The sequence below is a fragment of the Halorubrum sp. C191 genome (genome assembly GCF_002727095.1).
Lineage (GTDB): Archaea > Halobacteriota > Halobacteria > Halobacteriales > Haloferacaceae > Halorubrum > Halorubrum ezzemoulense.
Genome location: NZ_NHNZ01000110.1, coordinates 24773 through 37394, shown reverse-complemented (window position 1 = coordinate 37394; position 12622 = coordinate 24773). Strand labels below are relative to the sequence as shown.

Sequence of the window (12622 nt, the reverse complement as noted above, 5' to 3'; positions counted from 1 at the left end):
CCCCGGACGTACGGGGAGGTATGGTAGATCCGACCTCGGACCTCGAGGAGGACGTCGACGAGGAGTCCGCGCCCGGGTGCGCCACGTGCGGCCAGCCGGCGCTGGGGAGCGGTCGTCGAACGATCACGTGGGTCGACGGCGACGACATCGTCCACCGACACTTCTGCTCGGAGTCGTGCCGCGAGGAGTGGGACGACGAGCGGCCGTCTGCGGGAGGGTAGCCGGGTCGGCGCGGGGGCGCCGCGACCGGACGCCGCGGTTCATTGCGGCGAAGACGGCGGCGGGAGGCTTTTTGCCCGCGGGGGTGGTAGCGTCCGGTATGATATCGCTCGACGAGGCCGTGACGGCCCGACTGGAGTCACACGGGGAGCGCTTCGAGGTCCTGATCGACCCCGACGCCGCGCTCGCGATCAAGCGCGGCGAGTTCGACGGTGACTTAGAGGAGGTCATCGCCGCGGAGGACGTCTTCGAGAACGCCTCGCGGGGCGACCGACCGGCAGAGGAGGATTTAGAGACCGTCTTCGGCACCACTGATCCGCTCTCGATCATTCCGGAGGTCGTCGAGCGCGGGGAGATACAGATCACCGCCGAGCAGCGCGCGGAGATGCAAGAGCGGAAGCACAATCAGCTGGTGACCACCATCACGCGCAACGCCGTGAACCCGCAGATGGACGACTCGCCGCACCCGCCCGAGCGGATCGAGCGCGCGCTGGATGAGGCCGGGTTCCAGATCGACCCGATGGAAGCGGTAGAGAACCAGGTCGACGACGCGCTCGACGCGCTGCGACCGGTGATCCCGATCCGGTTCGAGGAGGTGACGATGGCGGTCCAGCTCCCGGCCGACTACGCGGGGTCCGGACAGGCGCAGATCCGGGAGTTCGGCGACCTTGAGCGCGAGGAGTGGCAGAACGACGGCTCCTGGGTTGGGGTACTCACCTTCCCGGCCGGGCTCCAGAACGACCTCTACGACCTCGTCAACGAGATCACCTCGGGCGAGGGCGACGCCCGCGTGATCAAGGACAAAGACGAACTCCGGACCCGGTAACGGGTCCTGACGGCCCGGCGACGGCGACCGCGCCCGGAGAGCGACCGCAACGCCGACCGCGCTCGCGACACCGACCACGACGCGGACCGCGACTCTGCCCGTCGCCGCAGTTTCACCGCCTCCGAGAGGTTGATGTCCGCGGGGCGCGGTCTCGTATCGCATGCACCCACGCGCGGCGGAGTTCGAACGGCGGGCTCGGGAGCGGTACGGCGTCGAAATCGACGTGCTGGAGTTCGACGCCGGCACGGAGACGGCGGCCGCGGCGGCCGACGCGCTCGACCGCGAGACGGGCGCGATCGCGTCGACGATCGTCGTCTCGCTCTCCGGCGGCGACCGAGACGGAAGCCTCGTCGCCGCGATCACGAGCGGCGCGAACCGGCTTGACCTCGACGCCGTCGCCGACCACTTCGACGCCGACGACGCCGAGATGGGCGACCCGGGGCGCATCCGCGAGGTCGTCGGCTGGAGCATCGGCGGCGTGCCGCCGATCGGCCACGAAGCCGCGCTCCCGACGGTGTTCGACCCGACGCTCGCCGAGTACGACACCGTGTACGGCGCCGCCGGGACACCGAGCGCGGTGTTCGCGGTCGACCCCGAGACGCTCGCCGACCTCGCGGACGCCGCGGTCGTCGACCTCACCGAATGAGGCGGCGTCGCGCCGGGCCCGACGCCGCTCCGACTCCGGCGTTGTTAATCGACGGTCGGTTTCGGGGGCGAGATTATTAAGACTGGGTTATGAAATAATAACTTTTTCCTATTAATCTACGCTACAGATCGGTATGACTCACTCACGGCGGTCGGTGCTGCGGCGCGGTGCCGGGTTGGCGGTCGCGGGAACGGCGGCGTCGCTCGCGGGGTGTGCCGGGAACGGTGGCGGCGGCTCCGAGGGGTTCGAGTCCGGGTACGCCGCGTTCTTCACGCTCAACGACTGGGCCAACGAGGTCGCGGGCGACAACGCGAGCTTCGAGGACCCGGTCGACGTGGGCCAGCTCGGCCACGGGTGGACGCCCGACGGGACCCTCGCGGCGGACGTCGCGGCGACGGACGCGTTCGTCTACCTCGACAGTCCGGAGTTCGCGTGGGCGCAAGACCTGGCGGCGACGCTGGAGAGCGACTACGACACGGTCGCCACGGTCGACGTGCTTGACGGGCTCGAAGGCGATCTGCTCGAGTGGAACCACTCTCACGGGGAGAGCCACGACGGGGAGAGCCACGACGAGGAGGGCCACGACGAGGGGGACCACGACGGGCAGGGCCACGATGAGGGAGACCACGACAACGGGACCCGGTACGACCCCCACGTCTGGACGGACCCGGTCCTCGCGGCCGAGATGGTCGACACGATCGCGACCGGGCTGGGCGAGGCGGACCCGGACAACGCCGAGGCGTACGCCGCCAACGCCGAGGCGTACGCCGCGGATCTGGACGCGATCGACGACGCCCTCCGGTCGATCGCCGAGGACGCCGCGCGCGACGTGGCGGTGTTGGCGGGCCACAACTCTTTCCAGTACCTGGAGGCGCGCTACGGGTTCCGGCTCCGCTCGCCGGTGGGCGTCTCACCGCAGAACGAGCCGACCCAGTCGGAGATCGCCGACACGATCGACCTCGTCGACGCGGAGGGGATCGACGTGGTGCTGTACGACCGGTTCCAGTCGCCGCGGCTCGCCGAGTCGATCGTCGAGAACAGCGGCGCGGCGGAGGCGGTTCCCGTCACGCCGGCCGGGGGGACGACGCGGGAGTGGAACGACGCCGGGTACGGCTACCTCGAACAGATGACCGAGATCAACGTCCCGGCCTTCGAGCGGGCGTTCGGGGCGCAGTGACCGGCACGGTCGCCGGCGCGCCGAGCGACGCCCCGACCCGGCGGCGCGGCGACGGAGTAAAAGAGCTAAACGTGCGGCCGGTCCAGATGGGGCACACGAAGTGACCGCGATCGTCGACCTCGACGGCGTGACGTTCTCCTACGGCGACACCGTCGCCGTGAGAGACGTCTCTCTCACCGTCGAGGAGGCCGACTTCCTCGGGCTCGTCGGACCGAACGGCTCCGGGAAGACGACGCTGCTCCACCTCATGCTCGGCCTCCACGAGCCCGACGAGGGGTCCGTCGAGCTGTTCGGCCGGCCGGTCGACGAGTTCGACGACGGCGGCCGGATCGGCTACGTCTCCCAGAAGGCGACGAGCCGCGGCGGCGCGATGCCCGTCACCGTCCGTGAGTGCGTCACGATGGGGCGGTTCGCGCACGCCGGGCGAGGGCGGCTCTCCGCGGCCGACCGCGCAGCCGTCGCGGACGCCATCGAGACGGTCGGGGTCGGGGACCTGGCCGACCGGCTCGTCTCGGAGCTGTCCGGCGGGCAGAAGCAGCGAGCGTACATCGCTCGCGCCCTCGCGAGCGACGCGGACCTGCTCGCGCTCGACGAGCCGACGGTCGGCGTCGACGCCGAGTCGCGCGACGCGTTCTACGCCCTCCTCGACGAGCTCAACGAAGACGGGATTACGATCATCCTCATCGAACACGACATCGGCGTCGTCACCGACCGCGCGGACCGCATCGCCTGTATCAACACCGAGCTGTACCACCACGGGGACACGGAGTCGTTCGTCGATAGCGACGCCCTCGCGGAGGCGTACGGCGCGACCGGACAGGTCGTCCACCACCACCACTGATGACCGGGGAGACACCGGCCGACCGGGAGCGGGAGCGTCCGCGTCCGGACCGGACCGGCCGCGAACGAGGACTCCGCCGGACCGCGGAGCTCGCCGGGATCGGGCTCACGGGCGTCGTCGCGGCGGTCATGCTCTCGTTCCTCCTCCTCTACTGGACGCAGGACCTGCCGGTGGCGAGCGAGCTGTACGCCGCGTTCCGCTCGATGGGGCGCGCGATGGACGCCGCGTTCGGGACGAACGTCTTCCGACACCCGATCATGTGGCAGTCGATGGCGGTTGGCGTGCTCGTCGGGGTGGTCGCCCCGCTCGTCGGCTCCTTCCTCGTCCACCGCGAGATGGCGCTGATCGGCGAGACGCTCGCGCACACCGCGTTCGCCGGGGTCGCCGTCGGGATCCTCGTCACCTCCTCGACGGGGTGGAACGGCTCGCTGCTGCTCGTCGCGCTCGCGGTCGGCATCCTCGGGGCGCTCGGGGTCCAGTGGCTCACCGAGCGCACCGACGCGTACGGCGACGTACCCATCGCGATCATGCTCAGCGGGAGCTTCGCGGTCGGGACCCTGATCATCAGCTACGGCGACGGGCTCACCGGCGTGAACATCCAGGGGTACCTGTTCGGGAACCTCGCGGTCGTCACGCCGGAGGGCGCGCGCCTCATGGGAGCGCTCTCGCTGATCGTCGTCGCAGGCGTTGCGCTGACGTACAAGCAGCTCCTCTTCATCACCTTCGACGAGCAGGCCGCGCGGGTCGCCCAGCTGAACGTCACCGGCTACAATACCCTGCTCGTCGTGCTGACCGCGGTCGTCGTCGTCGGCGCGATGCAGGTGCTCGGCGTCATCCTCGTGGCGGCGATGCTCGTCGTCCCCGTCGCGGCCGCCTCGCAGGTGGCCCGGAGCTTCCGCGAGACGATGTACCTCGCCGTCATCTTCGGCCAGCTGTCGGTGATCGGCGGCTTCGCCGTTTCGATCGGACTCGGCCTCCCCTCCGGGGGGTCGATCGTCGTCACGGCCATCGCGGTGTACCTCGGCAGCATCGTCGGCTCCGGCTCCTCGGTGAAGGCGATCTCGTCGCACGGTTGACGGGTCGGACCGGCGGCCTCGGAGGCCGCAGGCGGCGGTCGTGCGCGGCTCGCGTCCGGTTTCCACAGACCCTTATGTCGCGGCCGCGACCGACGGATATGGGAGAGACAGAAACCTACACGGTCACCGGTCCCGACGGTGACGAGGAGTCGTTCGAACTGCCCGCCGGCCTCGTCGACGTGCTCAGCGAGCAGGGCGAGGCCGCGACCGCCGTGGTCTCAGACGTCGTCGTCCAGGCGATGGCCCAGCAGGCGCACGTCATCGTCCACCACAGCGAGGGCGACGTGCCCGAGGACATCGCGGAGATGAACGAGACGGCCGCGGAGCTGTTCGAGGAGCGGTTCGGGCAGTCGCTCGAAGACGCGCTCGGCCACTCGCACTGAGCGGGTCCGACGCGCCCCGGCACCCGAACGAGTTCGTCCGACCGGCCGCTTAAGCCGGTCGAGTCCCTACGTTTTCGCATGTCTACTGACCCGGACGGCGCGGACGCGCCGGTGTTGATCTTCGACGGCGACTGCCCGTACTGCTCGGTCGCCGCGGTCGCGCTCCGCCGGCTCGAGGGCGTCGTCGCGGTCCCGTGGGAGGCCGACCCGGTCGGCCCGTTCCTCGACGCGCAGTTCGGCTCGCGCCCGTTCGCGATGGTGCTCGTCGACCCGGTCGAGCGGCGGGTGTACGCGGGGCGGTCGGCCGCCGAGGAGCTGGCCGACCGCGCGGGAACGCCGGGCATCGTCGGCGGGCTCGTGCGCGACAACTACGACCGCATCGCCGACGTCGTCGGGACGCTGTCCGGCCGGGGCCGCGACCCTGCGGACGTCCACGACACCTACCGACTGGACGACGACGCGGGCGAGATGGTCGGGTCGCTCCGGGCGGCCGCCGACGAGGCGCCGACCGCGCTGTCGTGAGCGCGACCGGGACCGGGTCGCGGCCGGCGGGGGACGGATGACCGACGCCGACGGCGGCAGCTACACCCTCATCGTCGCCCTCGCGGCCGACGCCACGCTGTCGGCGGGCGCGCTCGGCGAACACCGTCTCCCGGCCGGCGCGTACGCGTACACGGGCAGCGCGCTCGGCGCCGGCGGGTTCTCGCGGGTCGACAGGCACCGGCGGACGGCGCGGGGCGACCACGACGTCCGCCACTGGCACGTCGACTACCTGCTCGGTCACCCGGCCGCGCGGATCGACCGCGTCGTGCGGAGCCTCGGCGTCGACGTCGAGTGTCCGGTCGCGGAGCGCCTACCCGCCGGCCCGGTAGACGGGTTCGGCGCCTCCGACTGCGACTGTCCGAGTCACCTCGCGGCAGGCGACGGGTCCGAGGCGGCCGAGGTGAGCGGACCCGACCGCGACGCGCTCAACGGCCTCGCGGAGCGCGCGCTGGCGGCGCACGAGGCCGCGGTCGCGGCCGCCGCCGACCCGGACGCGACCGTCGAGGTCGTCGCGGGCTCCGGAGAGTAACGGGCCGTGCGGTCGGCGGTCGTGCCGGTTCACGGGGCTGGAGGTCGTGTCGGTCTGCGCGGTCAGAGGTCGTACCGGTTCACGACCTGTCGCAGCTGCTCCTCGCGCCCGTTCATAGCGTCCTCGCGGAGCGCTTCCTCGTCGGCGGTCGGACAGTCGAGGTCGGGGACCGGCGTGGGGCGCCCGTCGTCGTCGAGCGCGACGAAGGTGAAGTAGGAGGTGGTGGTCCGGCGCGTCTCGTCCGTGCGGGGATTCTCCGCGCGCACGTCGACCTTCACGTCGACGCTCGTCCGGCCGGTGTTGAACACGTATCCCTCGACGATCGCGACCTCGCCCATCTCGATCGGGGAGATGAAGTCGACGTGGTCCATCGACGCGGTGACCACCTGTCGGTTCGAGAACCGCATGCCGGCGATGGCGCCGCAGATGTCCATCCAGTGGAGCACGGCGCCCCCGAGCGCCCGGCCGAGGTTGTTCGTGTCGTTCGGGAGGAGCATCTCCGTCATCTCCGTGTGCGAGGAGGCGAGCGTCGCGGTCTCGTCCATGCCCGTGGTGGGAGATGCGGCAACTTGAACGACGGGCTTCGGCGCGGGCCCGCCGCCCGCCGAGTCCGGGGCCCCGGGCTCAGCGCTCCTCCGATGGGTCGCCGTCGCCGCTAAACTGGACCGAGTCGGGCGGTCGCCCCGCTTCGTCTATCACCTCGTCGGTGACGACGATCGGACAGTCGAGGCGCACGGCGAGCGCGAGCGCGTCGGAGGGACGGGCGTCGAAGACGAACCGCTCCGGCTCGCCCTCCTCGTAGCGCTCGGCGTCGACCTTCGCGTAGAAGGTGCCGTCGCGGAGGTCGTCGACGCGGACGCGGTCGATGGCGCCGCCGAACTCCGTGAGGATGTCAACGAGCAGGTCGTGCGTGAGCGGTCGGTCGAACGGTTCGCCCTCCAGCGCCATACCGATCGATCGGGCCTGGTCGCCGCTGACGAATATCGGGACGTACTCGTCGCGCGCGGAGAGGATCACCGCCGGGACGTCGCCGCTCGGCGCAGACCCCGCACCGACCCCGACGACCTCGGCTTCGTGTTCCATATCGGAACGTGGTGACGGCCGCTTGAATAGCTGTCCCACGCGCGTCCCGTTCGGTCCGCGACCCCCGCCGCCCTAGCTCGACGCTCGGTACCAGTACGCCCACGCCAGCGTGAAGACGAGCGCGGCGGCGACGAAGAAGACGACCCCCGGCTCGACGAGCGAGACCGCGTACTCCGCGAGCGGGCGGCCGACGAGGTCGACCGCACTGTCGGCGCCGTCGGCGGCGGTGTTCTGGTCGGGGACGCTCTCTATCGAGGGGCCGTCGGTGCTGGCCGTCCCAACGTCGTCACCGCCCGAGGCGCTCGTCCGCGGGTCCGCGAGCGAGCCGACCGCGAGGAGCCGCTGGGCGGCGACCGCGGCGAGTCCGATGATCCCGTACCCGCCGAGCAGACGCATGAGCGCGGTCTTGATCCCCGTCGACTCCTCGGAGCCGCCAGCGAACAGCACGAGCGGCTCGTCCGCTGCGGCGTACACGTCCATCTCGCGGCCCTTCTCGGAGTAGGCGGTGTCGACCACCTCCACGAGGTCGGCCTCGTCGAGCCGGGAGAGGTGGTACTGGACGTTCTGGAGCGAGGTGTCGACCTCGTCGGCGATCTCCGACTTCGTCGCCGGGCGGTCGTGGAGCGTCGAGAGGATCGCGCGCGCCGTCTCGGAGCCGAGGGCCGCGATGAGGTCGTCGGCCTCGTCGTCGTCGACGCCGACGACCCGGGGCTCGCGCTCCTCTGGCGTCGCGTCCGGCAGGGAGGGCAACAGCCGGGACATACGACATCCTGTGGCGCGTGAGGATACAAACTTGTTGGATCGTTGGGGACGGGGTCGACCCTGCCCGAGCGGGAGCCGGGACCGACGCACAAACCCTAAACGCGGTGACCGAGTACGTCGGGTGATGACAGAGACGTCACGGGGGACCGACGACGAGGCACCCCCGTCGACCGACAGACCGCCGCGCACCGACGGCGGCGACCTCGACCGGAATCCGGGCCGCGGACCCGCCGCCGACGGCGAGGGGAGCGTGACGGTCGTCGGGACCGCACACGTGTCGGAGCGCTCCGTCGACGAGGTCGAGGAGACGATAGAGCGGGAACGCCCCGACGTCGTCGCGGTCGAGCTCGACGAGGGGCGCTACCGCCAGATGAACGGCGAGACGCCCGACGACCTCGACGCCGGCGACCTGCTCAGGGGGAACACGGTGTTCCAGTTTCTGGCGTACTGGATGCTCTCGTACGTCCAGACCCAGCTCGGCGAGCGGTTCGATATCGAGCCGGGCGCCGATATGAAGGCCGCCGTTGACATCGCCGAGTCGCTCGGCATCGACGTCGCCTTGGTCGACCGCGACATCCAGACCACGATCCAACGCTTCTGGGCCCGCATGACGATCACGGAGAAGCTCCGGCTCGTCGGCGGGCTCGCGTTCGGCGTCAGCGACCCGCGGGTCGCCGGCGCGATCGGCGGGCTCCTGGTCGGGATCCTCGCCGGGCCGGCCATCGGCCTCTTCGGCGGCGCCGTCGGGATCACCGACGCGATCCTGACGAGCGTCGCCGCGGGCGTCCTCGTCGCGCTCGGCGTCGGGATCGCCGTCGACCAGGTCGGCTCGCTCGCGCTCTCTCCGGACCAGCGGCTCTACGCCGCGGTCGGCACCGGGCTCTCGACCGGCGTCGCCGCCGGGGTCACCGGGGCCGCGAACGGACCCGTCTCGGCGTACCTCGGCGGGTTCCCCGTTGCGGCGATCGGGGGCTTCGGGATCGGGATCGGCCTCGGTCTCGTCGTCGGCGCCGTCCTCGCGATCGCGGTCAGCGGGTTCGGCGGCGGCGAGGTGGACCCGGAGGCCGGGGGTATCGAGGAGCTGGACGCCGCGGACCTCACCGACACGGACGTGGTGACGATGATGATGGAGGAGTTCCGGCAGTTCTCCCCGGGCGGCGCGGAGGCGCTCATCGACGAGCGCGACGCGTTCATCGCCCACCGGCTCGTCGCGCTCCGCGAGGCCGGGCACGACGTGGTCGCCGTCGTCGGCGCGGGCCACCAGGCGGGGATCGAGCGGTACCTCGCCGAGCCCGCGACCCTCCCGGCGATGGACGACTTGGTCGGCGAGGAATCGGGACGCGGGCTCCCCTGGAAGAAGGCGATCGGCTACGCGATCACCGTCAGCTTCGTCGGCTTCTTCCTCCTGCTGGCGCTCGGCGGCGCCGGCAACGCGTTCCTGCTCCGGCTGTTCGGCGCGTGGTTCCTGATCAACGGCGTCTTCGCCTTCGCCTTCGCGAAGGTCGCCGGCGCACGCTGGCTCTCGGCGGGCGTCGGCGGCGCCGTCGCGTGGATGACCTCGATCAACCCGCTGCTCGCGCCCGGCTGGTTCACCGGCTACGTCGAACTGCGGAGCCTGACCGTGAACGTGGCGGACATCGGCGCGCTCAACGACCTGCTCGGCGACGAGACGCGGTCGGTCGGCGAGTTAGTCTCCGCGATGCTCGACGTGCCGCTGTTCCGGCTCATCGTCGTCGTCGCGATGACGAACGTCGGTAGCATCGTCGCGAGCTTCCTCTTCGCGGCGTACGTCATCCCGGCGATGTTCGGCGCCGAGGTCGGCGGCGTCGACGAGGTCGGGCGGCTGCTCGTCGAGGGCGCGGTCAACGGCGCCGACCTCGTGCGCGGCGCCGTGGGGGGGATCGCATGAGCGGCGGCGCGACGTTCTCGGGGCGGCGAATCGCGGGGCTCTACTTCAGCGGCGCGGAGCTCCGCGACCTGCTCGTCGCGTGGCTCGCCTTGGGCGTGGCGTTCACCCTGTTCTTCGTCGGCGGCTCGGCCGGGATCGGTCGCATCCTCGCCGCGGGCGTGATCCCGCCGCTGTTCGTCGGGCTCGCGACCGCTGGGGTCGCCTTCCTCCTCCACGAGGTCGCGCACAAGGTCGTCGCGGTCCACTACGACCAAGTCGCGGAGTTCCGCGCGGACAACAGCATGTTGTTCCTTGCCGTGATGAGCTCGCTCCTCGGGTTCATCTTCGCCGCGCCCGGCGCCGTCCACCACCGCGGGCGGCTGACGCCGCGGGAGCACGGGCATATCGCGCTCGCCGGCCCGGCCGTGAACCTCGGGCTGATGGCCGTGTTCTTCCCGCTGTTCGCGCTCGGCGGGCTCCTCGGCAGCGAACTCGTGACGATCCTCGGCGCGCGCGGCATCGCGATCAACGCGTTTCTCGCGGCGTTCAACCTCGTCCCGTATGGCCCGCTCGATGGGAAGACGGTGCTGTCGTGGAGCAAGCCGGTCTGGGCGGCCGTCTTCGTCCCCTCGGTCCTGCTCGCCGTCGGGCTCGTCTTCGTCGTCGGGCTCGGCTTCGGCGGCCCGTTCTGAGCCGCGGTCGGGCGACCGCCGCGCGTCCGGCGGCTTCGCCCGGAACGGTGCGTTTTTGCTCCGCCGGCGTGCCTCCACACACATGACCGAGGGCGACGGGAGCGGCGGCGGGGGACCGGACGGCGACGACGAACTCACCTACGCGGACGCGGGCGTCGATATCGACGCGAGCGAGGCCGCCACCGCCGCGCTGATCGGCGCGGTCGGCTCGGACTCCGACGCGGACGGCTCGGGGAGCGACTACGCGGGCCTCCTCGATATCGGCGACCGCTACCTCGCGCTCGCGACCGACGGCGTCGGGACGAAGCTCCTCGTCGCGGAGGCGCTCGGCGACTACTCCACGGTCGGCATCGACTGTATCGCGATGAACGTCAACGACCTCGTCGCGGCCGGGGTCCGCCCCGTCGCGTTCGTCGACTACCTCGCCGTCGACGAGCCGGACGAGCGGTTCGCCGAGCAGGTCGGCGAGGGGCTCGCTCGCGGCGCCGAGCTGGCGGACATCGAACTCGTCGGCGGCGAAACGGCCGTGATGCCGGATGTCGTCCGCGGGCTCGACCTGGCCGGTACGTGCGCGGGCCTCGCCGCGAAGGACGGCGTGTTCGACGGCCGCGCGGAGCCGGGCGACGCGCTCGTCGGCTGGCAGTCGTCGGGGATCCACTCGAACGGGCTCACGCTGGCCCGAGAGGCCGTCACGCGCGACCACGCCTACACGGATCCCTGCCCGTTCGGCGACTACGAGACGCTCGGCAACGCGCTGCTCGAACCGACCGCGATATACACCGACCTGCTCGACCCGATGCGCGACCACGGCGTCCGCGGCGCCGCCCACGTGACGGGCGGCGGCTGGACGAACCTCGACCGCCTCGGCGATCACCGCTACGTCGTCGACGACGCGTTCGACCCGCAGCCCGTCTTCGAGTTCGTCCGGTCCGAGGGGAACGTCTCCGACGAGGAGATGTACCGCACGTTCAACATGGGGACGGGGTTCGTCGCCGCGGTCGACGCCGACGCCGCGGACGCGCTGGCCGACGCGACCGACGGTCGCGTGATCGGCCGCGTCGAGGACGGCGCGGCGGACGCCGGAGGCGACGACGGGGCGAGCGTCGCGATCCGCGGGCTGGAGCTGTGAGCGGTCGCGTCCGAGGTACCGGCGATCGTTGCGGCCGCCGCGGAGCGGCGGCGGGGCGTGCCGCCGACTGACCCGTTATGACCGGCCACCGCGTAGGCCGAGTCAATGACGGACGGGGCCGTATCGGAGGAAGAGAGCGGGACCGAAGCCGACGGCTCCGAGGACGACGGGGACGGACGGGCCGAAGAGTCGGCGCACGTCGAGGACGTGCCGGACGGCGCGGGGTGTACGGAGATCTGGGAGCGACTGTCGGAGCGGCGCGAGGAGTGAGCTACTGCGACAACTGCGCCGCAATGTCCGCCTCCGTGATGATTCCGACCGTCTCCCCGCCGTCGGTGACCATCACCGCCTTGTAGTGGTCGAGGAGGTTCCGGACCTCGTCGACGGTCGCCGACGGCGCGACCGTCGGGAACGACTCGCTCATCACCTCGCTGACCGGGTGATCGCCGACGTTCTCGCCGGCGTGGACCACGTCGCCCTGGCTGATCGACCCGACGGGCACGCCGTTCTGGAGAACGGGGAGCTGCGAGTACGCCTCGGCCTCCATCAGATCGACCGCCTCGCCCACGGCGTCGTCGGGCGCGACGCTGATCACGGTCTCGTTCATCAGGTCGGCCGCGCGCACGACCTCGCCCTCCGCCTCTTGGAGGGCGTTGACGATCCGGCGCAGCGTCGAGAGCCGCGGGTCGACGTCGCCGCCCTCGATCCGCGCGATGAGTGGCTGGGAGACGTCCGCGGCGTCGGCGAGTTCGCTCTGGGTCAGCTCCAGCGCGGTCCGGCGCTCGCGGAGGTCCTGTGGCGTCGGCAGTTCCATGCCGGCTAATTACT

Annotated in this window: 17 protein-coding genes; 13 read left to right on the top strand and 4 right to left on the bottom strand. The window is 71.4% G+C overall.

Annotation, left to right across the window (positions count from 1 at the left end; translation table 11 throughout):
• The first annotated feature begins 20 nt into the window (after positions 1 to 20).
• The 9 genes from Z052_RS10940 to Z052_RS10900 all read left to right on the top strand — a co-directional run bounded on the left by Z052_RS10940 (position 21) and on the right by Z052_RS10900 (position 6240).
• A complete protein-coding gene (locus Z052_RS10940) occupies positions 21 to 221 on the top strand; it encodes a hypothetical protein (protein ID WP_049929846.1) in 201 nt (66 codons plus the stop codon).
• Between the two features lie 98 nt (positions 222 to 319).
• A complete protein-coding gene (locus Z052_RS10935; RefSeq protein WP_094579642.1) occupies positions 320 to 1045 on the top strand; it encodes a ribosome assembly factor SBDS in 726 nt (241 codons plus the stop codon).
• Positions 1046 to 1205: 160 nt separating this feature from the next.
• Entirely contained in the window at positions 1206 to 1691 is a 486-nt protein-coding gene (locus Z052_RS10930) for an aminoacyl-tRNA deacylase (RefSeq protein WP_086220561.1), read from the top strand.
• 133 nt (positions 1692 to 1824) lie between these two features.
• Positions 1825 to 2868, top strand: coding sequence for a metal ABC transporter solute-binding protein, Zn/Mn family (locus tag Z052_RS10925; RefSeq protein WP_094519534.1), 1044 nt, complete (start codon positions 1825 to 1827; stop codon positions 2866 to 2868).
• A 100-nt stretch (positions 2869 to 2968) separates the two neighbouring features.
• A complete protein-coding gene (locus Z052_RS10920; protein WP_094519535.1) occupies positions 2969 to 3709 on the top strand; it encodes a metal ABC transporter ATP-binding protein in 741 nt (246 codons plus the stop codon).
• A complete protein-coding gene (locus tag Z052_RS10915) occupies positions 3709 to 4785 on the top strand; it encodes a metal ABC transporter permease (protein ID WP_049929856.1) in 1077 nt (358 codons plus the stop codon). The genes Z052_RS10920 and Z052_RS10915 overlap by 1 nt, the downstream gene beginning before the upstream one ends.
• Before the next feature lie 98 nt (positions 4786 to 4883).
• Complete coding sequence (locus Z052_RS10910; RefSeq protein WP_049929859.1) at positions 4884 to 5168, top strand: hypothetical protein; 285 nt, start codon at positions 4884 to 4886, stop codon at positions 5166 to 5168.
• A gap of 78 nt (positions 5169 to 5246) precedes the next feature.
• On the top strand, positions 5247 to 5690 hold the full coding sequence (locus Z052_RS10905; protein WP_049929861.1) for a hypothetical protein: 444 nt from the start codon (positions 5247 to 5249) through the stop codon (positions 5688 to 5690).
• Between the two features lie 37 nt (positions 5691 to 5727).
• Positions 5728 to 6240 (top strand): DUF123 domain-containing protein, encoded by a 513-nt coding sequence (locus tag Z052_RS10900; RefSeq protein ID WP_086220563.1) that lies wholly within the window; start codon positions 5728 to 5730, stop codon positions 6238 to 6240.
• Positions 6241 to 6302: 62 nt separating this feature from the next.
• On the opposite strand, the gene Z052_RS10895 is transcribed toward Z052_RS10900, so the two are convergent.
• From Z052_RS10895 to Z052_RS10885, 3 genes are all read right to left on the bottom strand, one after another.
• Positions 6303 to 6785 (bottom strand): acyl-CoA thioesterase, encoded by a 483-nt coding sequence (locus tag Z052_RS10895; RefSeq protein ID WP_049929865.1) that lies wholly within the window; start codon positions 6783 to 6785, stop codon positions 6303 to 6305.
• Positions 6786 to 6864: 79 nt separating this feature from the next.
• A complete protein-coding gene (locus Z052_RS10890; protein WP_049929866.1) occupies positions 6865 to 7323 on the bottom strand; it encodes a bifunctional nuclease family protein in 459 nt (152 codons plus the stop codon).
• Between the two features lie 72 nt (positions 7324 to 7395).
• A complete protein-coding gene (locus Z052_RS10885; protein WP_049929867.1) occupies positions 7396 to 8085 on the bottom strand; it encodes a winged helix-turn-helix domain-containing protein in 690 nt (229 codons plus the stop codon).
• Positions 8086 to 8209: 124 nt separating this feature from the next.
• On the opposite strand from Z052_RS10885, the gene Z052_RS10880 reads away from it, so the two are divergent.
• The 4 genes from Z052_RS10880 to Z052_RS20515 all read left to right on the top strand — a co-directional run bounded on the left by Z052_RS10880 (position 8210) and on the right by Z052_RS20515 (position 12064).
• Positions 8210 to 9994, top strand: a complete 1785-nt coding sequence (locus Z052_RS10880) for a TraB/GumN family protein (protein WP_094519536.1) — start codon at positions 8210 to 8212, stop codon at positions 9992 to 9994.
• Positions 9991 to 10665, top strand: coding sequence for a metalloprotease (locus Z052_RS10875; protein WP_086215691.1), 675 nt, complete (start codon positions 9991 to 9993; stop codon positions 10663 to 10665). Before Z052_RS10880 ends, Z052_RS10875 begins: the two co-directional genes overlap by 4 nt.
• An 82-nt stretch (positions 10666 to 10747) precedes the next feature.
• Complete coding sequence (purM, locus tag Z052_RS10870) at positions 10748 to 11794, top strand: phosphoribosylformylglycinamidine cyclo-ligase (protein WP_049929871.1); 1047 nt, start codon at positions 10748 to 10750, stop codon at positions 11792 to 11794.
• 105 nt (positions 11795 to 11899) lie between these two features.
• Complete coding sequence (locus Z052_RS20515) at positions 11900 to 12064, top strand: hypothetical protein (RefSeq protein ID WP_169514826.1); 165 nt, start codon at positions 11900 to 11902, stop codon at positions 12062 to 12064.
• A 1-nt stretch (position 12065) separates the two neighbouring features.
• Here Z052_RS20515 and Z052_RS10865 read toward each other — a convergent pair whose 3' ends face one another.
• On the bottom strand, positions 12066 to 12608 hold the full coding sequence (locus Z052_RS10865; RefSeq protein WP_049929872.1) for a CBS domain-containing protein: 543 nt from the start codon (positions 12606 to 12608) through the stop codon (positions 12066 to 12068).
• Positions 12609 to 12622: the final 14 nt, after the last annotated feature.

Bases quoted from the DNA above. Each gene is read 5' to 3' on its own strand.
- Z052_RS10885 (WP_049929867.1), bottom strand. From the start codon at position 8,085: ATGTCCCGGCTGTTGCCCTCCCTGCCGGACGCGACGCCAGAGGAGCGC.
- Z052_RS10900 (WP_086220563.1), top strand. From the start codon at position 5,728: ATGACCGACGCCGACGGCGGCAGCTACACCCTCATCGTCGCCCTCGCG.
- Z052_RS10915 (WP_049929856.1), top strand. From the start codon at position 3,709: ATGACCGGGGAGACACCGGCCGACCGGGAGCGGGAGCGTCCGCGTCCG.
- Z052_RS10875 (WP_086215691.1), top strand. From the start codon at position 9,991: ATGAGCGGCGGCGCGACGTTCTCGGGGCGGCGAATCGCGGGGCTCTAC.
- Z052_RS10895 (WP_049929865.1), bottom strand. From the start codon at position 6,785: ATGGACGAGACCGCGACGCTCGCCTCCTCGCACACGGAGATGACGGAG.
- purM (WP_049929871.1), top strand. From the start codon at position 10,748: ATGACCGAGGGCGACGGGAGCGGCGGCGGGGGACCGGACGGCGACGAC.
- Z052_RS10905 (WP_049929861.1), top strand. From the start codon at position 5,247: ATGTCTACTGACCCGGACGGCGCGGACGCGCCGGTGTTGATCTTCGAC.
- Z052_RS10910 (WP_049929859.1), top strand. From the start codon at position 4,884: ATGGGAGAGACAGAAACCTACACGGTCACCGGTCCCGACGGTGACGAG.
- Z052_RS10925 (WP_094519534.1), top strand. From the start codon at position 1,825: ATGACTCACTCACGGCGGTCGGTGCTGCGGCGCGGTGCCGGGTTGGCG.
- Z052_RS10880 (WP_094519536.1), top strand. From the start codon at position 8,210: ATGACAGAGACGTCACGGGGGACCGACGACGAGGCACCCCCGTCGACC.
- Z052_RS10935 (WP_094579642.1), top strand. From the start codon at position 320: ATGATATCGCTCGACGAGGCCGTGACGGCCCGACTGGAGTCACACGGG.
- Z052_RS10940 (WP_049929846.1), top strand. From the start codon at position 21: ATGGTAGATCCGACCTCGGACCTCGAGGAGGACGTCGACGAGGAGTCC.
- Z052_RS10890 (WP_049929866.1), bottom strand. From the start codon at position 7,323: ATGGAACACGAAGCCGAGGTCGTCGGGGTCGGTGCGGGGTCTGCGCCG.
- Z052_RS20515 (WP_169514826.1), top strand. From the start codon at position 11,900: ATGACGGACGGGGCCGTATCGGAGGAAGAGAGCGGGACCGAAGCCGAC.
- Z052_RS10930 (WP_086220561.1), top strand. From the start codon at position 1,206: ATGCACCCACGCGCGGCGGAGTTCGAACGGCGGGCTCGGGAGCGGTAC.
- Z052_RS10865 (WP_049929872.1), bottom strand. From the start codon at position 12,608: ATGGAACTGCCGACGCCACAGGACCTCCGCGAGCGCCGGACCGCGCTG.